The sequence below is a fragment of the Chitinophaga sp. GbtcB8 genome, assembly GCF_019091455.1.
Classification (GTDB): Bacteria; Bacteroidota; Bacteroidia; order Chitinophagales; family Chitinophagaceae; genus Chitinophaga.
The window spans coordinates 160,716-180,065 of record NZ_JAGXJN010000005.1 but is presented as its reverse complement, the minus strand read 5'-3'; the positions used below and the strand labels follow the sequence as shown (position 1 = coordinate 180,065).

The following is a 19,350-nucleotide window of genomic DNA, read 5'->3' as shown; positions in this document are numbered from 1 at the left end:
CCTTACATGACTAACAAAACAGGCCATTACCGCTGGGCTATTTGCAGCCTGCTGTTTTTTGCAACCACCATCAATTACCTGGACCGGCAGGTGGTAGGCTACCTGAAACCTATACTTGAAAAGGAATTTAATTGGACCGAAACAGATTACAGCCATATAGTAATGGCCTTTACCGCAGCCTATGCTTTTGGGCTGCTGCTGTTTGGCCGTGTGATAGATAAGCTGGGCAGCAAGCTGGGATACAGTATCTCCATTGCCATATGGAGCATTGCCGCTATGCTGCATGCTGTGGTAAAGACTACGCTGGGTTTTGGCATTGTAAGGGCCAGCCTGGGTTTGGGCGAATCCGGCAATTTCCCTTCCGCCATTAAAACAGTGGTAGCATGGTTCCCTAAAAAAGAAAGGGCGCTGGCTACCGGTTTTTTTGATTCGGGCGCCAATATTGGCGCTGTACTGGCGCCGGTGGTAATTCCCTGGCTGCTGGGCATTTATGGCTGGCAGGCCGCTTTTATTATTACCGGTAGCTTAGGCATTTTGTGGTTAATAGCCTGGCTGTTCATGTATGAGGTACCGGCTAAGCATAAAAAAATAACCTCGCAGGAGCTGGCGTATATTGAAAGTGATGCAGATCCTTTAACGCCGCAGGGGCAGGGCGTTTCCTGGTTTAAGCTGTTTGGGCTGAAACAAACCTGGGCATTCATCATTGGTAAATTCTTTACAGATCCTATCTGGTACTTTTTCATGTACTGGCTGCCTTCCTATTTTTCCAGCGCCTTTCACCTGGACCTGAAAAAACCTACGCCGCCCCTGATCATTATTTATACAGCGGCCACAGTAGGCGCTTTGGGCGGAGGTTATCTTTCATCTATGCTTATAAAAAAAGGCTGGCCGGTGTATAAAGCGCGCAAGTATGCGCTGCTGGTATCTGCGTTAACAGTGTTGCCTATTTTTGCTTCGCGGTACACGCAGGATATCTGGGTAGTGGTAGGATTGATCAGTCTTTCCATTGCCGGTAATGCTGCATGGAGCGCTAACATTTACACCATTGTATCTGATATGCTGCCGGGTAAGGCAGTAAGCTCTGTGATAGGTATCGGAGGCATGGCGGGCGCTATAGGCGGGGTGTTGTTTCCCATGGGTATTGGCGCAGTGCTGGACCATTACAAAGCGCTGGATAATATTACCGCGGGGTACAACATTATATTCATCTTTTGCAGTCTTTCCTTTTTGCTGGCCTGGCTGCTGATCCACTGGCTTACGCCGAAGATGGAGCCTATAGATTTCTAGCTGCTGCTCACATGATTCATAACATAATGATAACCTAACCAACTTTTCTTTTGCAGTAATTTGGCCGCTTCTGTTTAAGTACATAAACGTAGCAAATTATTGTATCATGAATTGGAATTGTAAACGTATAGCCCTGGCCGTAATGCTGGTGCTGGCCTGCGCATTTGCAGCCCAGGCGCAAAAGGCAAAGTATGTAGTGATGATCAGCATTGACGGCCTGCGCCCGGATTTTTACCGCGAAGCTTCCTGGCCCACGCCCAACCTGCACTGGCTGGCGGCAGAAGGTGTTTCTGCCGATGGTGTAAGAGGGGTGCTGCCTACCGTAACCTATCCATCCCACACCACCATTATGACCGGTGTAATGCCCGCCCGCCATGGCATCTATTACAATACACCTTTTGAGCGCGAAGGACAGACCGGCCGCTGGAACTGGGACAACAACCTCATAAAAACAACTACTTTATGGCAGGCCGTTAAGCAAAAAGGGGGCACCACTGCTGCTGTACACTGGCCGGTAACTGTAGGCGCTACCTATATAGATTATAACCTGCCGGAATCGCCCAAAGGAAAAACAGGGGAAGATCCCTTAAAGCCTATGCGCGACGCTTCTACACCCAAAGATTTGTTTGAAGAAGCAAAAAAAAATGCAGTTGGCAAGCTGGATACAGCAGATATAGGCGGCGACTACCTGAGCCTGGATGAAGATATTGCCCGCCTCACATCTTACCTGGTACAAACCTATAAACCCTCTTTTACCACCGTACACCTGGTTTGTGTGGACCATTTTGAGCACCTGGGCGGCCGCCATGGCTTAGGTGTAGACAGAGCTATTGCCAATGCCGACCGCGCTGTAGGCCACATTATGGAAGCCGTGGAAAAAGCCGGCATTAAAGACAGCACCGTGATCATGATAGTAGGGGATCATGGTTTTGTGGACATCCACACTTTATTTGCACCGAATGTATGGCTGGCAAAAGCCGGCCTGATGGAGGATAAAAAAGACCGCGGCAACTGGAAAGCTACCTTTCATGCGCAGGGTGGCAGCACTTTCCTGTACCTGAAAGATAAGAATGACCAGCAAACGCTGAATAAGGTAAAAGAGGTCTTAAGATCTATGCCCGCCGCTCAGCAAAAGCTGTTCAGGATAGTAGAAAAAGAGGAGCTTACCAAAATAGGCGCTGATCCGGAAGTGCAGCTGGCGCTGGCCGCCAAACAAGGCATTGCCTTTAGCGATGCTGCAGGCGGAGAGCCCTTAAAGCCCGCTAAAGGTGGTACCCATGGCTATTTCCCGGACTTTCATAATATAGAGACCGGCTTTATTGCCTACGGCCCTGGCTTGAAAAAGGATGTGATCATTCCTGCAATGGGTTTGGAAGATATTGCACCGCTGGTAGCGCATTTAATGGGGCTTACCATGCCGGGTGGGGAAGGAGCGGAGTACCCGGGTTGTTTTACAGAGAAGTAAGTGGTTAACGTTATAAAATAAAAGGCTGACACGTATACCGTGTCAGCCTTTGTTATCTTCTGCTTTTTGCTTTCTGCTCTACTCCGCATGTTTTTTCAACCATTCCACTCTGCGCTGATCCGGCAAATGTTTTACCGTAAAACTTTCAAACGTAGCGTCAAACCCATTGCCATCCGGGCAGGCAGCCATTAAGCCTACCATTACCGGGTGATTATCCTGCAGCGGCGCATTGCGCGTCATAATATAGTTCTTATCATCAAAAGAGTAATAGATCTCTACCGCATCTAACTTTCTTACAACTTTTATCCAGATGAAGGGCGGAACCTTATCCAGCGTTATTACGCTCCAGTCGCTGGTTTTATGTGTAACTACGGAGCTTACATTTAATTTTCCATCCACAAATTCAACGCCTGCCTTGATCCAGTTTTCATGATCCGCGCGGATCATCAACCCCATCTGGTCAAAACGGGCTTTGTAAGCGCCGGTTAATTTCACTTTTGCTTCAAACTCCCCGCCGTAAGTGGCATAATAAAAGGGAGCATCATCTACCGTGAATCCATAATGGGATATACGCCAGTAATCGCTTTGCGGCGTTACCGTCATGCTCAGGCGATTGTTTTTGATCTCCCATTTTTCCGGTTCGTTGAACCATAACATTTTGTTGAGGCTCTGGGCTAATGTAATTTGTACCGTGCATACCGTGAGGATGCTTAAAATAAATGTTTTCATTTTTGATGCTTTTAATTAGGCTGTTCGTCTATGGAACAAAGATGGTTATAAAGACCGGGTTTAGTGACGTGCAAATTTGGGAAAACAGTAATGCTATTTAAACAGACAGTCATAGCGGAAAGTCCGCCAGCCATCCTGTTTACCAGTTCAGGAAATTTTTTATTTTCGGATGGGTAACTAACTTATAAATTATGCCAACAATAGCAAGGATGTTTATAATCCATGCAGCTATCAGCAGGTTACTTGCACCCACCCAATGCTGGATCTTGAAAACCGCAGCTGTGAAGTATAACAGGAAGCTGATAAACAGGAGAATAATAAAATGTTTAAGTTTCATGGTTAAAATTAAAGCATTGCAATATAGATAAATATTTCCATGTCTTGCAGTATACAAGTTTAAGTTATAAAATTGCACTCATGAAAAAGGAATTGCATTGCGCAGGGTTAATTGTTGTAAAAGACAGGCAATTGCTGCTGGCTTTCAGCAATAACAAACAAGCCTGGTACCTGCCCGGTGGTAAGGTAGATGCCGGTGAAACCGCCGTGAACGGCCTGCAGCGGGAAGTAGCGGAAGAGCTGAACATCCGCATCCCCCTGGAAGAGCTGCAATGGTATCATCATATTTCCGCACCTGCTTTTGGTGAAAACGGGCTGCAAATGCAGCAGGACTGTTTCATACATGCGCTTACACAAACACCGGTACCCTCTTCAGAGATCGGTGCGGTTAAATATTTCAGCCTGGCTGATTATCAAAAAGAACCGCAGCAGGTGCCGGGTGTATTAATAGCTTTTGAAAAATTAAGGGAAGATGGTTTAGTGGATTAAACACGCTTATTTGAACTGGTAATACACCAGTGCCACGGCGCTCACCAGCATCAGTATAAAAGTTAATACGCCCAATACATTCGATAAAGTGGTATTGGTATGTTTACCCATGATCTTTTTATTATTGCAGATATGGATGATGATAACGATCATCACCGGCGCCGTTAAACCATACAGCACTGCAGTGTACAGCAATGCATGTACGGGACTGATACCCGAAAATTCCAGCAGCAAACCTACCAGCAGCGCAATAATGATGGAAATATAAAAACCTTTGGCCTGCTGGAATTTTTTGTCCAGCCCCTGCTGCCAGTTAAATGCTTCAGCCAGTACATACGACATAGAGCCTGCTAATACCGGGATTGCCAGGAAGCCCGTGCCCAGCACTCCCAGGCTAAAAAGTATATAGGTAAGCTTGCCGGTGAGTGGTTCCAGCGCTTTGGCCGCCTGGTCAATGGAGGTAATATCCCGCACGCCAGCCTTATACAACACGGCGCCGGTAGTAACGATCATGAAGAACATCACCAGGTTGGAGAACAACATACCAGTGTTCACATCTGTTGTCATATCGCTGAGGATACGTTTATTCACCATCACCTTTTTTTCGTGTTTCATATCCTCTGCTTCCATGGTGGCCTGCCAGAAAAAGAGGTAAGGCGAAATAGTAGTACCCAGTATAGCTACCAGGATAAGCAGGTATTCCTTATCCGCGTGAAAGGTGGGGATAAGGGTATGCCTACCAATATCTTTCCAGTCTGCATGCACCATAAAAGGTACTATCATATACAGGAACAGGGTAATGCACAGCCATTTCAGGATGCGGGTAATTTTGCCATACGGGTATTTAATGATCACGAACAGCAGCGCGCCTGTAAAGATGATGCTGAATGCCCATGCCGGAACACGCGGCAGCAGCAGGTTAGCCACAGCGCCCATGCCCTGTATATCTGCGCCGATGTTTAAAAGAATAGCCGGGAAGCTGAAAAGCATCATGATATATAATATAACCCGGGGATAATGTTTACGGAGAATACCGGATAACCCTTCCTCTGTTACCATGCCAATACGTGCACACATGCCTTGTATAGCAGCCATTAATGGAAAGGTGATCAGGGCCGTCCACAGGGTGGCGAACTTAAAACCAGCGCCGGCCTGTGTATAGGTGATAATGCCGGAGGGATCATCATCACTGGCGCCGGTGATCAGTCCGGGCCCTAATATTTTCAGGAATCTTTTAATGCCTGATTCCCTGGTGGTTTTTTTATTCAATTGAATGGGTGTTAAAGCAGAATGTATGAATATCAGAAGGCAATTCATATACCATTCCTGCAAAGGAGGGCATTTATAGGGATAACATTTAAACTGAGTAAGTTATTCTACAACTTAGGTAGCTAAGGGGGCGCTGCTGCATTTTAATGATAAAGGGCCTGCTACTATGTTTTTCAACATAACAGCAGGCCTTTTTATTACAGGGAACGTAAACCACCGTCCACCAATAACTCTGCACCTATCATGTACGCAGATTCATCTGATGCCAGGTACAGGGCTGCTGCGGCTATTTCAGGGGGAGTGCCTATTCTTTTGGCGGGAGTAAAGGCGGCCATACCATCTGCCATTGCCTGGGCTTCTTCCTTGCTGCCGCTCACTGATTCAAAAACAGGCGTATCAACAGGGCCGGGTGTTAGCGCGTTCACACGGATCTTCCGGTCCAGCAGCTCTGCAGAAAAGCTGCGGGCCAGGGAACGTACCGCTGCTTTGGATGCAGCATAGGCCGCATGGTTAGGAACTCCCTTTTCATTTACGGTGGAGGAGATCAGTATAACAGCAGCACCATCATTCAGGAACGGTAATGCTTTTTGCACGGTAAAAAAGGTGCCTTTGAAATTAATGTTGCTTACCGTATCAAACATTGTTTCCGTGAAATTGGCTAATGGCGCTAATACATATACCGCGGCATTGGCCACCAGCACATCGGCCTTACCCCATTTTTCCTGTACGGTTTTATATAAGCGGTCCAGGTCGGCCAGATTGGCTACATCTCCCTGTATGCCAATGGCATTGGGGCCGATAGCTGTTATTGCTTTATTAAGGTTGGCCTGGTTACGGCCGGTAATGGCTACCATTGCGCCTTCTGCGGCAAATAATTTTGCAGTTGCTAATCCAATGCCACTGCTGCCGCCGGTTACAATGGCTACTTTGTTCTTAAGTTTTGCTGACATATACTTTGCATTTTTGATAACACAAAGTTGCCGCGGATCAGCCGCCTGGAAAATGAACCAGTTAATGCAAATTGCTTGAACTACTTCAATTTTTCCTACACCTTATTGTTGCGTATTTTGGAAAGGAACTCAGTGCTCATGCCCAGGTAAGAGGCCAGGGAATACTGTGGCAGCCGGTTTAGCACCAAAGGGTACCGGTCTGCAAAATCCTGGTAACGTTCTTTAGCGGTACGGGTAAGGGCGGAGATGATCCTGCGCTGCTGGAAAGCAGCCGTGCGCTCAGCCATGATCCTGAAAATAGTTTCAAATTTATGGTTTGCTGCCTTGAGCATTTTTTCGCTTTCAAAATCCAGCTGTAAAATAAGGCTGTCTTCAATAGCCGTTACAAACATAGTAGCCGGCTGCTGGTATATATAGCTGTTATAATCTGTGATCCACCAGTCCTCCACTGCAAACTGTATGGTGTTATCTATGCCATTTTCATCTGTTACATAAGCCCGCAGGGCGCCCTGCACCACATAGTTGCGGTATTTAGCCACATACTCCGGCTGAATGATGAACTGTTTCCTTTTCACCTTTTTTAACCGGAACCTGGAAAGCATAGTTTCGCATTCCTCCGTGGTTAAAGGCGCCCTGGATTGCAGGTGTGTTTGTAAAATTGCGTAAGGATCGGTGTTCATTCGCTATCTTTTTTCGGCTGATATGTTTAAATTAGTGAAAATTATAAATGTAACCGGGGATGAATATACAAACCCTGCTTCCTCCTCCTTCTATTACCCGTTATGTAAGTGATATTGTGGTCATTGAACATGATCATGTGCTGCATGAAACCGTGCTGCCGCTTATTGCCAGAGGGTACCCCAGCATCACCTTCCAGCTTACGGGCGGCCGCAGGCAGCCGGATAACCTGGTATTGTACGGGCAGAATATTAAACCCATTGAATTACATATAGCCGGACAGGTGACCGTGATTGCCTATTTCCTGTACCCCTTTGTATTAAAGCCGTTATTCGGATGGCATGCCCGGGAGCTTACTGACCTGGGTATTGACCTGAGCCTTTCAGAACCTGCCAGGGGCATGCGCCTCAAAGAACAGCTGCTGAATGCCACAACTTTAAAGCAGCGTTTACAGCTAATGGATAGCTATGTGTTAAAGCTTACCGGCATTAACAGTCCTGATGTAAATAACTCCATTTCCTTTGCCACACAGGTGATCCAGCAAAGCAAGGGGCTGGTATCCCTCACAAATGTACAGAAGGAGCTGTATGTAACAGAACGTACCTTGCAGCGTATGTTTGAGCTGCATGTAGGCGTGTCTCCCAAAACCTTCAGCCGCATTTGCCAGTTTCATTCAGCGCTGCAGCAATTGAGCCGGGGCCAGTTCTCCGGCATGGCGGATGTAGCTTATGCAAATGGCTATGCAGACCAGAGTCACCTGATCCGCGCATTTAAAGAATTCACCAACCATACCCCCCTGGAATATTTAAAGGAAGCCAGCGATTTTGCCGGCTGAAGATCCCTCTTTCCAAAAATGTCGGGTTTGTTCTATCCCATGGGCGCAGGGTACAGTTACTTTGTATGCATAAAACAACGAAGTATATGAGAAAATTAGTAGTATCAACCTGGATGTCGCTGGACGGTATTTTTGACGCAGAAACAATGGCACAATGGTTTAATCCTTATGACAGTGAAAGCCGGCAAACGTATATCCGTGAGGGCATCCTGGGCAGCGATGCCATCCTCTTTGGCCGTAAAACCTTTGAAATGCTGGCCCCTTACTGGTCTGCACAAAAGAATAATGAAATGGGCGTAGCCGCTAAGCTGAACAGCGTGGATAAATACGTAGTATCTGCCACCCTGGAAAAAGCGGAATGGGAAAACTCCACTATTATCAAAGATAACCTGGCAGCAGCCATCACGCAATTAAAACAGCAGCCGGGCAATGAGATCCAGGTAGAAGGAAGCGCCACCCTGGTAAGGTCCCTGGCAGAAGCCGGTTTGGTGGATGAATACCGTTTCCTGGTGCACCCGGTTATAGTGGGCAAGGGAAAGCGTTTTTTCCAGGATGGCCTGTTCCAGGGCCTTGAGCTGATAGACACCAAAACCCTGGACCACGGCGTGCTGGTATTGTATTACCGCCCGGGAAAGCAGAAAGCATAAAGCATAAAGCTCAAAGCAGAAAGCATAAAGCATAAAGCAGGAAGATAAGGCAGGAAAGCTTTATGCTTTCTGCTTTCCGCTTTTTGCCTTGCGCCGGTACGGCGCAAGACGCTCCATTCATCATTTTCTTTCCAGTGTATAAATAGAAAATATTATTTTATGCGATTATTATGTAAAGACCCAACTTATATTTTAATCCACTAAAATGAAAATACTGATCGCTTTGCCTGGAAAAATTGAAAATCTTGCACTGGGCGCCTTAATTGTCGCCGGAACAATTATGCCCGGCTGCCAGCAGCAGCAGGGCCCTGTTGACAAACGGATCAAAAAAATGGACACTGCCTTAACCGCACATTTGGCAGATTCCATTACCGCTGCTGTAAAACCTGAGCTGGCAGAAGGGCTCAGCCTGAAGTTATGGGGTATTGATTCGCTGGTGATCTCCCCGATTGCTATTGATATTGATGATCAGGGCAAATTATACTATACTACCACCAACCGGCAAAAGCATTCTGAATTTGATATCCGTGGCCACCGGGACTGGGAAATACCTTCCATTAGCCTGCAAACGGTAGAGGACCGGCGCGCCTTCCTGCATAAAGAGCTGTCGCCGGAGAATAGCAAAAAGAACCTTTGGCTGGATGACCTGAACGGCGATAGCTCCCATGACTGGCGCGACCTGACCGTGGAAAAAGAAAATGTATACCGGATGGAAGATGTTTCCGGCGATGGGGTAGCCGACCTGTCGCAGCTGGTAGTAGATGATTTTCATGATGAGGTGACCGATGTTGCCGGCGGCGTGTTAAGTGACGGGGACGATCTGTACGTGGCCGTAGCGCCGGACCTGTGGCGTATGAAAGATAAGGACCATGATGGCATAGAAGATGAAAAAACATCCATCTCGCACGGTTATGGCATACACGTAGGCTTTAGCGGGCATGGCATGTCAGGCGTTGAAATGGGCCCGGATGGCCGTATCTACTGGCAGATAGGCGATATTGGCTTTAACGGCAAAGGCCCCGACGGGCAAAAATGGGAACACCCCAACAGCGGGGTAATAGCCCGCTCCAACCCCGATGGCAGCGACTTTGAGATCTTTGCCTACGGCGTGCGTAATACCCACGAATTTGCATTTGATGAATACGGAAACCTGATCAGTGAAGATAATGACGGCGACCACCCCGGTGAAAAAGAGCGCCTGGTATACATTGTGAACGGCTCCGATGCCGGCTGGCGCAGCAACTGGCAATACGGTAAATACCGCGACCAGGATAATAATACCTATAAGGTATGGATGGATGAAAAAATGTACCTGCCCCATTTTGAAGGACAGGCAGCTTACATTACCCCTTGCATCAGCAATTTTGTAAGCGGGCCCGCAGGTTTTGTATATAACCCCGGCACTGCTTTGGGAGCAGCATATAAGAACACCTTTTTTGTAGCAGAATTTGTGGGTAACCCCGCTGGTTCCGGCATACACGGTTTTAAACTGAACCCCAAAGGCGCCACCTTTGAGCTGGGCGAACATAAAAAGGTTTTAGGCGGCATACTGGCCACCGGACTGGATTTTGGCCCGGATGGCGCGCTGTACGTAGCGGACTGGATCGATGGATGGGATACGCATAACTACGGCCGCATCTGGAAGCTGGACGATAACAATGCCGCATCCACGGCCATACGTAAAGAAGTAAAGGCTTTGCTGGCAGAAGATTTCAGCAAACGTGGAGACGCCGAATTAGCAAGCATTCTGAAGAACCCCGATATGCGGGTGCGGTTGAAAGCACAGTTTGAGCTGGTAAAACGTAAGGATAAGGGCCAGGCCATATTTGAGCAGGCGCTTAAACAAACTGATAACCAACTGGCACGGGTACACGCTATCTGGGGCATTAGCCAGCTGGGCCGGCAGGATAAAAAATATGCTGCTGTACTGGTGCCGGTGCTGAAAGATAATGATCCCGAGATCAGGGCACAGGCGGCAAAATGGCTGGGAGATATCCGCTACACGGATGCCGGCGCCGCGCTGGTACCGTTATTAAAAGACACGGCCAGCCGCGTACGTTTTTTTGCAGCAGAGGCATTGGGCAGAATTAAGTATGAACCGGCTATACAGCCCATTATCGGGATGCTGGCCGATAATAATGATGCAGATACCTACCTGCGGCACGCAGGCTGCCTGGCTTTAGCCCGTATTGGCAAGGCGGAGCCGGTAATAGCATTATCCGCCAACCCTTCCCGTGCATTACGTATAGCCGCCGTGGTAACGCTGCGCAGAATGGCTAACCCCGGCATAACCAGCTTCCTGAACGACCAGGATGAATTTGTAGTAACAGAAGCGGCCCGCGCTATTAATGATGATCTTTCCATTAAAGATGCATTGCCGGCCCTGGCAGGTTTACTGAACACCACCCGCTTCACCAATGAAGCCTTGCTGCGCCGTGTGATCAATGCCAACCTGCGCGTAGGTACCGATACTGCTATGAAAACGCTGGTGCATTACGCGCTTAAAGAAGGCGGCCCTGCAGCTATGCGCGCAGAGGCTATTGATGCATTAAGCGTATGGGCCAAACCTTCTGTGCTGGACCGGGTAGACGGACGTTTGAGAGGGGAGATCAAAAGAGATGCAGCACCAGTGGTAAATGTATCTGCAAACGCGCTTACAGGCTTATTAAAGAATAAAGAGCTGCCGGTGAGGCTAAGCGCTGCAAAAGCCATCAGCAAGCTAAATATTAAACAGGCTGCACCGGAATTGCTGGCCGTACTGAAAACCGACCGTGAGCCTGCCATGCGGGTAGAAGTGCTGCAGGCGCTGGTAACCTTACAGGACCCGGCTGCAGAACAGGCCATTAAGCTGGCCATAGCTGATAAAGAAAAAACAGTACGGGTAGCCGGGCTGGACCTGCTGGAGAAAATGAACATCCCCAAAGAGCTGATGGTAACCCTGCTCACAGATGTGATCAGCTCCAAAACAATGGAAGAAAAACAGGCCGCTTTATTAACGCTTGGCAAATTACCGCTTACCTATTCCGGCAAAACGTTTGAAGACCTGCTGAATAAAATGGGTACCGGAAAATTAAGCCCGGACATTTACCTGGAGCTGGGTGAAGCTATTGACAGCACCCGCTCACAACCTTTAATAGCACGTTATAAAGAGATCAGCAGCAAGCTATCAGCTAATGACCTGATGGCCTCATACAACAGCTGCCTGCTGGGCGGTGATCCTCACAGGGGCCGGCAGATCTTTTTCAATAACCAGAACTCACAGTGTATGCGCTGCCATTCTTACGACGATAGGGGAGGCAATGCCGGCCCGCGTTTGAACGGGGTAGCCAACCGCATTTCAAGGGAGCAGATCCTGCAGGCGCTCATATCGCCCAGCGCGCGGCTGGCGCCTGGTTTTGGCATGGTAACCCTTGAGCTGAAGGACGGTAAAAAGCTAACCGCCATCTTACAGGAGGAAAATAAGGCCGGCTTAAAAGTAAAAGAAGGCTTAGAGCCGGTGCGTACTATACCCAGCGACCAGATCGTGAAAAAGGAATATGCGCAATCCAGCATGCCGGATATGAAATTGATCCTTTCCAAAAAGGAGATCCGCGATGTGGTGAGCTTCCTGGCCGAACAAAAAGGAGAATAACAAATCATCGCAAAAAGGCGTGACCTAAAAGAATGTAAAATGTAAAATTTTAAATCATAACTGTAAAAGTAAAATGCCGCGAACATAAGCCTACTTGGCTTCGCGGCATTTTACTTTTACAGTTATCCCATTCCGTTCATAAAGTCTTTAACGGTCTCTATGAACCTCCTTCGTCGGTTTGAAATTTTACATTTATGATTTTACATTCTTATCAAAAATAGATATCTACATAATCCACTACATTATTGCCTTCACAATTATCCATTTCCTGTAAGCGCCAGTATTTGCGGTCGCCTTTAGCTAAAAAATGATAAGTGCCGGTTTTATCACAAACTTCTCCATTGTTATTATCATTGGTCCTGGTCTGGATCTTACCTTCAAAAAGCAGCTCACGTGCAGAGAGTACCTGCAGGGTACCGGTAATAGTGGCAAATTCAGTTTTATCTACACTGCGCTGTTCTCCCTTTATGGTATAAATATTATTCTCCTTTTTGTCTATCTGCACTTTCCCCGGCGTATTCCAGCCTATCCATTGCAGGGTAAAGTTATGTACGCCTTCCTGCAGGGGCTCCTCTTGCGCGTGCGCACAGTAGCTGGTAATGAGTAAAAAAAGTAAAGAGTAAATATGCTTCATAAATGAGCTGTTTTATGGTTTTATTTGACCAAATATAAAGCCGAAAGATTAATGCATGAAGCAAAAAGCCTAAAGCATAAAGCCTGAAGCAAAAAACAAGGAGATACGGTGGGAAAGCTTTCTGCTTTCTGCTTTCTGCTTTCCGCCCCCATGTCGCGTTTAACCCTTATAAAAGACGCATTCACACACGCTTGTTTTGCATAACCGGGGCTAACTTTACTTTATAAAAACCATCACCATGGCAAACATCCAAAGCCAGCTGGCAAAAGAAGCATTAAATAAAACTTTTAAGGCTACACTGCAGAAAAGCGGCGCCAAAGGTGGCTGGACCTACCTGGTATGGCCCGGATCAGTAGCATTTTTTGGTACCCGCGGGCTGGTAAAAGTGCAGGGTACTATTGAAGGCCATCCCTTTACCAGCGCATTTATGGCATTAGGGAACGGCACCCATAAGCTACCGGTAAAAGCTGCTTTACGTAAGCTGATCGGGAAAGAGGAAGGCGCAACGGTAACAGTCAAGCTGGAACAACGGTTATAAGCCACTGCGCCGCATCTGCCCTTGTTGAAAAGGCATGCTTACCATAATGAGGCATACCACCATAATCAGCGGCCATTAGCGGGCAATACTCAGTGAAGCGGGTTGCTGCATAATATACACGTTACTCTTAGCATGATTTTGCAGGTCGTCCAGGTCATTTATGAAAAGTGATCTCACCTGTTTTAAAAGGCTTACATCATTTGCCCTGGCATTGGTAAGAATGTGATAGTACTCTTTTATATTTTGAAAAGCGTGCAGCAGTTTTTGCGATTTGGTACGGTCGCCTTTAGTAGCCAGGCAAGCCCTGTACTGGCAGGTAAGAAAGGTAGCAGTATCCAATAACAGGGCCCTGAGTTCCGGTAGACTGTCAGTGTCTATACATCCTGCATTTTCCAGGCGTTGCTTTATAAATGATAAATACTCCATGTACATTTCAATTCGTACCCCTTCATATTCAATAATCAGACCGGCTGTAATCAAAATGTAAATTGATGCTAAATTAACCGTATATGCATACAGGTAGTTAATTATAAGCTAAGGTAAAAGGGCGTTTTGTGGAATAATTTCCCTTGGGCCAGGTATCGGCCGTAAAATTTAACCGGCATGGGCCTTTGCTAACTGTTTGGGCGACAAGCCATATTTCTGCTTAAAGGCAAAGGAAAAATGGGAAAGGTTTTCAAAGCCTACTTCAAAATAAACATCAATGGGTTTCCGCTTTTTCTCAAAGATCTCGTAATAGGCAGTTTCCAGGCGCTTTTGTTTTAACCAGGTTTGCGGGTTGGTATTGAATGCTTTCTTAAAATCCCTTTTAAAAGTGGTCAGGCTTCTGCCGGTTAAGAAACCAAAGCGTTCCAGGCTCATATTAAACATGTAGTTCCTTTCCATAAAGCCGGCCAGGTCTATCTTGCCCGGTTTCTCAAAATTTCCCAGTATGCTGTCTACCGTTTTATCTATAACACGCAGCACCGTAATGGCTTCCTGTACTTTGATGGCTGCAAGATCGGCCGGCAGCTCGCCGGAGAGGGTAAAATAAGGCAGCAGGGAGCTCAATAAGCTGTCCAGCAAAGGGTGTGGCCCGTAAGCCCTTATGCGCGGCGTATCCGCCGGAGGGCTGGGAACAGCAGCATGGGCTGCATAATATTTTTGCAGAAAGCTTTGTGTAAATACAATGGAAATGGATTTGCAGGGCTGCCCCTCTGCAGGGCATTTGGTAACCCTTGCTACCTGGTTGCGGGGGCATAGCATAATATCGCCGGCCCGGAAAACATAGGTCTGGTCTGCATGAACAATTTTGCTTTCCCCTGAAAGGATTATAAACAGCGCATGTTCATTCAGCACCAGCTCTTTTATAGTATGTTTTTCCGTGGCGCAGCTTAAGAATATTTCTGCCTTTGCACTAAAACCGGTTTTTTCCATATGCCCGATACCTTTTAATAAATTTAACCAATTAAGCGTTGCCAGGTGTATCCCTATTGCATCCCCACCCACCATTCCGAAATGCGGAGCAATCGTTTCATTCAGTATGGACGGTTTGTGCGCATCATTTATTTTATCAATCCAAATTCTACCATGCTTTTAACGGCGGATAGGATGGCTTCTTCATTGCAACGGGGCTGCCAGCCCAGCAGGGTTTTTGCTTTTTGATTGCTGGTTTTTTTATTCCTGCTTAGCTGGGGCGCTATATTTTTTGCCACCGGGCTAAATAGTGCGGCTATACGAACTACCCAGTCGGGTAAGGTCCTGGTGGGTACCTTTTGGGCCACAGCGCCCATTTTGTTTTTTATTAATGCCGCTACTTCGGGCAGCTGCATAGTTTCACCGGCAACGGCTAAAAAGCGCTGTCCCTTTGCAGCGGGGTTTGTCATAGCGCGTATATGCAGGTCGGCCACATCCCGTACATCCACAATGCCAAAGGTAATGTTAGGTATTGCTTTCATAGAGCCGTTCAGCAATCGCCGCAGGATCTCAAAACCGGTTGACATATCCGGCCCAAGCGTGGGACCAAAAATGGCTACAGGGTTAATAACAGCCAGCTCCAGGCCGTTCCCTTGCCGGGTTATAAAATCCCATGCGGCTTTTTCGGCCAGGGTTTTTGACTTTAAATAAGCGGAAAGGTGTTTGTCGTTCGGGTTGGTCCAGTCTTCTTCTGTAATGGGTTTGCTTGCGTCCGTGTGGCTATAGCCCACTGCCCCGAATGAGGAGGTGAGCACCACCCGTTTTACGCCTGCATTTTTTGCCGCTTTTAATACACGCAGGGTGCCTTCTACGGCAGGCCGTATCACCTCATCTTCATGTTTTGGAATGGTTAAAAGAATAGGGGAGGCCACATGCAGCACGTATTCACAATTTTCAGCAGCAAGGTCCCAATTGGCATCATTGCTCAGGTCTGTTACAATAAAGGATACATTGTCAGTGGCTGTGGCCCCGCCATGGCGCAACATTCCAATCACTTCCTGCTTCCGCTGCAGGGATCGTAAGGTGGTTTTTACCTTATAACCTGCATTTAAAAGCTGTAAAATACAATGTACGCCTGCAAAGCCGGTGCCGCCGGTTACCAGTACTGTTTTTTCTTTGTTTGAGCTTGTCATTTGCTGTTAAACTTTATGCAGCAAAATTCCGCAGAAAGTTAGCAAACTACTTTGCTGTATAGTCCGAACTTACTTTGTTAAACAGGCCATGATTTTACATTCCCCCCAGGTACGCAGCCAATTTATCAAACGTGCCACCAAAGCCTTGTTCCATACCATCGTTAATAGAATGGAAGGCCGCGGTTTCTTCAGGGCTGGCATTCACCGGCTGCCCGGTAAGGGTAATAGTGGTTTTGCCATTTTGCTCAGTGAAAATAAGCCGGTAAAAGATCTCTAAAGGCAGCGGAATATCAAACGGTGCTTTCACCACCCTGGCCTGTTCATCTGCAAATGCGTTGGTAAATTCCAGCAGATCATGCGGCTGAATGTTGCCAAATAAAAAGCGGCCATAACTAACGCCGCCGCCGGGCGCTTCCATTTTGAAATGGAAAATGCCGCCCGGCCTAAAGTCCAGCTTTATAACGCTGTTACGGGTTTCCACAGGTCCCCACCAAGCATTTAATGCTTCTGCAGTGCTAAAGGCGTTAAACACCAGCTCTTTGGGTGCATCAAATTCACGCACATATACAAAAGCTTTTTTTTCGTTTGTTGAATGAGCTAACATTTTTTTGGTTTTTTAGGTGTTTGTACTTTTTCCAGGTATTTATCCAGTGAGTTAAATTGTGTGGTCCAGAATTGCTTGCAGTGATCTACCCAGGCAGCCACTTCGTTTAGCTTGTCCAGCTTTGCTTCACAGTATCTTTCCCGGCCCTGTTTTTTAATCAGGATCAAACCGCACTCCGTCAGGATCCTTACATGCACGGATACTGCCTGGCGGCTCACTTCAAAGTTCTCTGCAATCTCGTTAAGGTTCAGGGATCGCTGCGCCAGCATCTCTATGATCTGCCGGCGGGTAGGGTCGGCAATTGCCTGAAAAACATCGCGTCTTATTTCCATCAGTATGCAACCATTTGATTGCAAATATAGATACGCAATCATTCAATTGCAAATCTTTTTTTTGGCGTGCCCTCCGGGCCGGGCTTTCCGCTTGTAGTCCTCGCTGCGCTGCGGGCTACCGCTGCAATCCCTCACGCAGTAGCGGCAACAGCTTCGCGGCATTTAGCATTCAGCGTTCAGCATTTTTACCGCAATCTGGCTACACATTCCGTTAAAATGGCTAATTGCACTTAGCGGCTTATAGCCAACTTTGTAGCGTTAATAACAATCATCAAAAACTATAAAGATTATGATAACCTCTAAAGGATATGCAGCGCAAACAGCGGAAAGCCCCCTGGGCCCCTGGAATTTTGAACGCAGGGATCTTGGCCCGCATGATGTGCTGATAGCAATTGAATATTGCGGTGTTTGCCATACAGATATTCACCTTACCCGCAATGAGTGGTTTCCCGGTATTTTCCCCATGGTGCCCGGCCATGAAATAGTTGGTAAGATTGCCGCTGTGGGTAGCCATGTAAAAAAGTTCAGGGTGGGCCAGCGGGCCGCTATTGGCGTAATGGTGGATTCCTGTATGGAATGTGAAGATTGCCACAACGGGCAGGAGCAGTTTTGCAATGTAAGCCCGGTGCTTACTTACAATAACCTGGATCATAGCGGCAAACCAGCCTATGGCGGTTATGCCAACAATATTGTGGCGCCGGAGCATTTTGCGCTGCATGTATCGGATAACATGGACCTTGCCGCCACTGCGCCTTTGCTGTGTGCAGGCATTACTACCTATTCGCCCCTGCGCAAATGGGGGGTAGGCAAGGGGCACAAGCTGGCAGTGGTAGGCCTGGGCGGCTTAGGCCATATGGCGGTGAAGTTTGGGGTAGCTTTTGGTGCGGAAGTTACAGTGCTCAGCACCTCCGCCAACAAAAAGGAAGCGGCAAAAGCGCTGGGCGCCCATCATTTTATAGTTACCAAAAATGAGGAGGAGCTGAAGGCTGCACAGCGTTCTTTCACGCATATAATTGATACGGTTGCTGCCGGTCACGATATTAATCCCTACCTGGCTTTGCTGAAAACCAATGGCGTGTATATGAATGTAGGCATGCCTGTGGAGCCGTGGCAGCTATCGTCCTTTACACTGGCCACCGGTAATAAGGTAGTAGCCGGTTCCGGCGCAGGTGGCATACCTGAAACCCAGGAAATGCTGGACTTCTGCGCTGAAAACAATATTGTATCTGATATAGAGCTCATAGATATTAAAGACATTCAAACTGCTTATGAAAGAATGCTGAAAGGCGATGTACGTTACCGGTTTGTAATAGATATGGCCACGTTAAAATAATTGCGCTAATTTTAATAAAATGAAAAAGGGAAATAAACAGGTGGCCATACTCAATTCCATCAGTGAGCTGCACCGCGGCCTGGGGCTTCCGGGCCCGGAGCATCCGCTGGTGAGCATTGTACGCTTTAGTGATCTCAGTAATGATGCTATCGACTATAGTACGGGGTTTATTTTTAATTTTTATATGGTAGCCATTAAGAAAGACTTTAATGGTAAAATGCGTTATGGCCAGCAGTATTATGATTTTGATGAAGGGGTTATGACCTTCATTGCACCCGGCCAGCTGTGTTATGAGGAGGAACCTTCGGACCGGCCACGTTCCGGCTGCATGATCCTGTTCCATCCTGATTTTATACGCAATTACCCGCTGGGTAAGCACATAAAGGATTTTGAATTTTTCAACTATGCCAGCAATGAGGCGCTGTATCTTTCCCAAAAGGAAGAAGCCACTATTGAAAATATCTTTAGCAGCATACAGCAGGAATACCGGTTGAATATTGATCCGTTCAGCCAGGATGTAATGGTATCCCATATAGAGCTGCTGTTAACCTATAGTAACCGTTTTTACAACCGGCAGTTTATTACCCGCAAAAGCGCCGGTACCGGTTTGCTTTCAAAAATGGAGGAGCTGCTAAATGCGCATTTTAATAATGCAAACGGGCAGGGCCTGCCAACCGTAAAAAGCCTGGCTGCGCAGCTCAATGTGTCACCGGGTTATTTAAGTGATACGCTGCGGCAGCTTACCGGCCAAAACGCGCAACAGCATATACACAGTAAGCTCATTGAAAAAGCCAAGGAAGTACTCAGCACCAGTGATCAAACGGTTGCTGAAATAGCGTACCAGCTTGGGTTTGAGCATCCGCAATCATTCAATAAGCTGTTTAAGCAAAAAACAAATGTATCGCCGGTTGCGTTCCGGCAATCCTTTAATTAGCATAACCCCCGCTTCCTCAATAAGTTCTGCAAAATAAGCCCCTGCAGCCATTTTCCCTTTTTGTAAAGAGA

General features: G+C 47.2%; 19 protein-coding genes. 9 read left to right on the top strand and 10 right to left on the bottom strand.

The features are described 5' to 3' along the window. Positions 1–6 precede the first annotated feature (6 nt). Entirely contained in the window at positions 7–1,287 is a 1,281-nt protein-coding gene (locus tag KVT36_RS08225) for an MFS transporter (protein WP_217603010.1), read from the top strand. Positions 1,288–1,393: 106 nt separating this feature from the next. Next, positions 1,394–2,752 (top strand): alkaline phosphatase family protein, encoded by a 1,359-nt coding sequence (locus tag KVT36_RS08220; protein ID WP_217603009.1) that lies wholly within the window; start codon positions 1,394–1,396, stop codon positions 2,750–2,752. A 78-nt stretch (positions 2,753–2,830) separates the two neighbouring features. Here KVT36_RS08220 and KVT36_RS08215 read toward each other — a convergent pair whose 3' ends face one another. Next, a complete protein-coding gene (locus KVT36_RS08215; RefSeq protein ID WP_217603008.1) occupies positions 2,831–3,481 on the bottom strand; it encodes a DUF1349 domain-containing protein in 651 nt (216 codons plus the stop codon). Positions 3,482–3,898: 417 nt separating this feature from the next. On the opposite strand from KVT36_RS08215, the gene KVT36_RS08210 reads away from it, so the two are divergent. After that, complete coding sequence (locus KVT36_RS08210) at positions 3,899–4,306, top strand: NUDIX domain-containing protein (RefSeq protein ID WP_217603007.1); 408 nt, start codon at positions 3,899–3,901, stop codon at positions 4,304–4,306. 6 nt (positions 4,307–4,312) lie between these two features. Here the strand turns inward: KVT36_RS08210 and KVT36_RS08205 are convergent, their stop codons facing one another. The 3 genes from KVT36_RS08205 to KVT36_RS08195 form a co-directional block, all read right to left on the bottom strand. After that, on the bottom strand, positions 4,313–5,575 hold the full coding sequence (locus KVT36_RS08205) for an NRAMP family divalent metal transporter (protein ID WP_254639904.1): 1,263 nt from the start codon (positions 5,573–5,575) through the stop codon (positions 4,313–4,315). A 197-nt stretch (positions 5,576–5,772) separates the two neighbouring features. Continuing rightward, positions 5,773–6,525, bottom strand: a complete 753-nt coding sequence (locus tag KVT36_RS08200) for an SDR family oxidoreductase (protein ID WP_217603006.1) — start codon at positions 6,523–6,525, stop codon at positions 5,773–5,775. 95 nt (positions 6,526–6,620) lie between these two features. Further along, positions 6,621–7,205, bottom strand: coding sequence for a Crp/Fnr family transcriptional regulator (locus KVT36_RS08195; RefSeq protein ID WP_217603005.1), 585 nt, complete (start codon positions 7,203–7,205; stop codon positions 6,621–6,623). A gap of 59 nt (positions 7,206–7,264) precedes the next feature. Here KVT36_RS08195 and KVT36_RS08190 point away from each other — a divergent pair, with 59 nt between their 5' ends. From KVT36_RS08190 to KVT36_RS08180, 3 genes are all read left to right on the top strand, one after another. Further along, positions 7,265–8,038 (top strand): helix-turn-helix transcriptional regulator, encoded by a 774-nt coding sequence (locus tag KVT36_RS08190; RefSeq protein ID WP_217603004.1) that lies wholly within the window; start codon positions 7,265–7,267, stop codon positions 8,036–8,038. Between the two features lie 86 nt (positions 8,039–8,124). Further along, a complete protein-coding gene (locus tag KVT36_RS08185; protein ID WP_217603003.1) occupies positions 8,125–8,685 on the top strand; it encodes a dihydrofolate reductase family protein in 561 nt (186 codons plus the stop codon). A gap of 205 nt (positions 8,686–8,890) precedes the next feature. Continuing rightward, positions 8,891–12,316: a HEAT repeat domain-containing protein gene (locus KVT36_RS08180; RefSeq protein ID WP_217603002.1), complete on the top strand. Its 3,426-nt coding sequence runs from the start codon at positions 8,891–8,893 to the stop codon at positions 12,314–12,316. A 211-nt stretch (positions 12,317–12,527) separates the two neighbouring features. On the opposite strand, the gene KVT36_RS08175 is transcribed toward KVT36_RS08180, so the two are convergent. Continuing rightward, positions 12,528–12,950 (bottom strand): hypothetical protein, encoded by a 423-nt coding sequence (locus tag KVT36_RS08175; RefSeq protein WP_217603001.1) that lies wholly within the window; start codon positions 12,948–12,950, stop codon positions 12,528–12,530. 238 nt (positions 12,951–13,188) lie between these two features. Here KVT36_RS08175 and KVT36_RS08170 point away from each other — a divergent pair, with 238 nt between their 5' ends. Beyond that, positions 13,189–13,488: a DUF1905 domain-containing protein gene (locus KVT36_RS08170; protein WP_217603000.1), complete on the top strand. Its 300-nt coding sequence runs from the start codon at positions 13,189–13,191 to the stop codon at positions 13,486–13,488. A 75-nt stretch (positions 13,489–13,563) separates the two neighbouring features. On the opposite strand, the gene KVT36_RS08165 is transcribed toward KVT36_RS08170, so the two are convergent. The 5 genes from KVT36_RS08165 to KVT36_RS08145 form a co-directional block, all read right to left on the bottom strand. Continuing rightward, positions 13,564–13,914 carry a hypothetical protein gene (locus KVT36_RS08165; protein ID WP_217602999.1) on the bottom strand — a complete coding sequence of 117 codons (351 nt, stop codon included), beginning with the start codon at positions 13,912–13,914 and terminating at the stop codon, positions 13,564–13,566. 168 nt (positions 13,915–14,082) lie between these two features. Next, on the bottom strand, positions 14,083–14,904 hold the full coding sequence (locus tag KVT36_RS08160; protein WP_217602998.1) for an AraC family transcriptional regulator: 822 nt from the start codon (positions 14,902–14,904) through the stop codon (positions 14,083–14,085). A gap of 128 nt (positions 14,905–15,032) precedes the next feature. Further along, the gene (locus KVT36_RS08155) at positions 15,033–16,076 is read right to left on the bottom strand and encodes an aldehyde reductase (protein WP_217602997.1); all 1,044 of its coding nucleotides are present in this window, start codon (positions 16,074–16,076) and stop codon (positions 15,033–15,035) included. Positions 16,077–16,170: 94 nt separating this feature from the next. Continuing rightward, positions 16,171–16,680: an SRPBCC domain-containing protein gene (locus KVT36_RS08150; protein WP_217602996.1), complete on the bottom strand. Its 510-nt coding sequence runs from the start codon at positions 16,678–16,680 to the stop codon at positions 16,171–16,173. After that, positions 16,674–17,012 (bottom strand): helix-turn-helix transcriptional regulator, encoded by a 339-nt coding sequence (locus KVT36_RS08145; RefSeq protein ID WP_217602995.1) that lies wholly within the window; start codon positions 17,010–17,012, stop codon positions 16,674–16,676. The genes KVT36_RS08150 and KVT36_RS08145 overlap by 7 nt, the downstream gene beginning before the upstream one ends. A gap of 289 nt (positions 17,013–17,301) precedes the next feature. On the opposite strand from KVT36_RS08145, the gene KVT36_RS08140 reads away from it, so the two are divergent. Together KVT36_RS08140 and KVT36_RS08135 are read left to right on the top strand one after the other, a co-directional pair. Continuing rightward, positions 17,302–18,345, top strand: coding sequence for an NAD(P)-dependent alcohol dehydrogenase (locus tag KVT36_RS08140; RefSeq protein ID WP_217602994.1), 1,044 nt, complete (start codon positions 17,302–17,304; stop codon positions 18,343–18,345). A gap of 19 nt (positions 18,346–18,364) precedes the next feature. Next, positions 18,365–19,279, top strand: a complete 915-nt coding sequence (locus KVT36_RS08135) for an AraC family transcriptional regulator (protein ID WP_217602993.1) — start codon at positions 18,365–18,367, stop codon at positions 19,277–19,279. Positions 19,280–19,350: the final 71 nt, after the last annotated feature.

Excerpts from the sequence above, each read along its gene's own strand:
- KVT36_RS08225 (WP_217603010.1), top strand. The coding sequence starts at position 7 with ATGACTAACAAAACAGGCCATTACCGCTGGGCTATTTGCAGCCTGCTG.
- KVT36_RS08220 (WP_217603009.1), top strand. The coding sequence starts at position 1,394 with ATGAATTGGAATTGTAAACGTATAGCCCTGGCCGTAATGCTGGTGCTG.
- KVT36_RS08215 (WP_217603008.1), bottom strand. The coding sequence starts at position 3,481 with ATGAAAACATTTATTTTAAGCATCCTCACGGTATGCACGGTACAAATT.
- KVT36_RS08210 (WP_217603007.1), top strand. The coding sequence starts at position 3,899 with ATGAAAAAGGAATTGCATTGCGCAGGGTTAATTGTTGTAAAAGACAGG.
- KVT36_RS08200 (WP_217603006.1), bottom strand. The coding sequence starts at position 6,525 with ATGTCAGCAAAACTTAAGAACAAAGTAGCCATTGTAACCGGCGGCAGC.
- KVT36_RS08195 (WP_217603005.1), bottom strand. The coding sequence starts at position 7,205 with ATGAACACCGATCCTTACGCAATTTTACAAACACACCTGCAATCCAGG.
- KVT36_RS08190 (WP_217603004.1), top strand. The coding sequence starts at position 7,265 with ATGAATATACAAACCCTGCTTCCTCCTCCTTCTATTACCCGTTATGTA.
- KVT36_RS08185 (WP_217603003.1), top strand. The coding sequence starts at position 8,125 with ATGAGAAAATTAGTAGTATCAACCTGGATGTCGCTGGACGGTATTTTT.
- KVT36_RS08180 (WP_217603002.1), top strand. The coding sequence starts at position 8,891 with ATGAAAATACTGATCGCTTTGCCTGGAAAAATTGAAAATCTTGCACTG.
- KVT36_RS08175 (WP_217603001.1), bottom strand. The coding sequence starts at position 12,950 with ATGAAGCATATTTACTCTTTACTTTTTTTACTCATTACCAGCTACTGT.
- KVT36_RS08170 (WP_217603000.1), top strand. The coding sequence starts at position 13,189 with ATGGCAAACATCCAAAGCCAGCTGGCAAAAGAAGCATTAAATAAAACT.
- KVT36_RS08165 (WP_217602999.1), bottom strand. The coding sequence starts at position 13,914 with ATGGAGTATTTATCATTTATAAAGCAACGCCTGGAAAATGCAGGATGT.
- KVT36_RS08160 (WP_217602998.1), bottom strand. The coding sequence starts at position 14,904 with ATGGAAAAAACCGGTTTTAGTGCAAAGGCAGAAATATTCTTAAGCTGC.
- KVT36_RS08155 (WP_217602997.1), bottom strand. The coding sequence starts at position 16,076 with ATGACAAGCTCAAACAAAGAAAAAACAGTACTGGTAACCGGCGGCACC.
- KVT36_RS08150 (WP_217602996.1), bottom strand. The coding sequence starts at position 16,680 with ATGTTAGCTCATTCAACAAACGAAAAAAAAGCTTTTGTATATGTGCGT.
- KVT36_RS08145 (WP_217602995.1), bottom strand. The coding sequence starts at position 17,012 with ATGGAAATAAGACGCGATGTTTTTCAGGCAATTGCCGACCCTACCCGC.
- KVT36_RS08140 (WP_217602994.1), top strand. The coding sequence starts at position 17,302 with ATGATAACCTCTAAAGGATATGCAGCGCAAACAGCGGAAAGCCCCCTG.
- KVT36_RS08135 (WP_217602993.1), top strand. The coding sequence starts at position 18,365 with ATGAAAAAGGGAAATAAACAGGTGGCCATACTCAATTCCATCAGTGAG.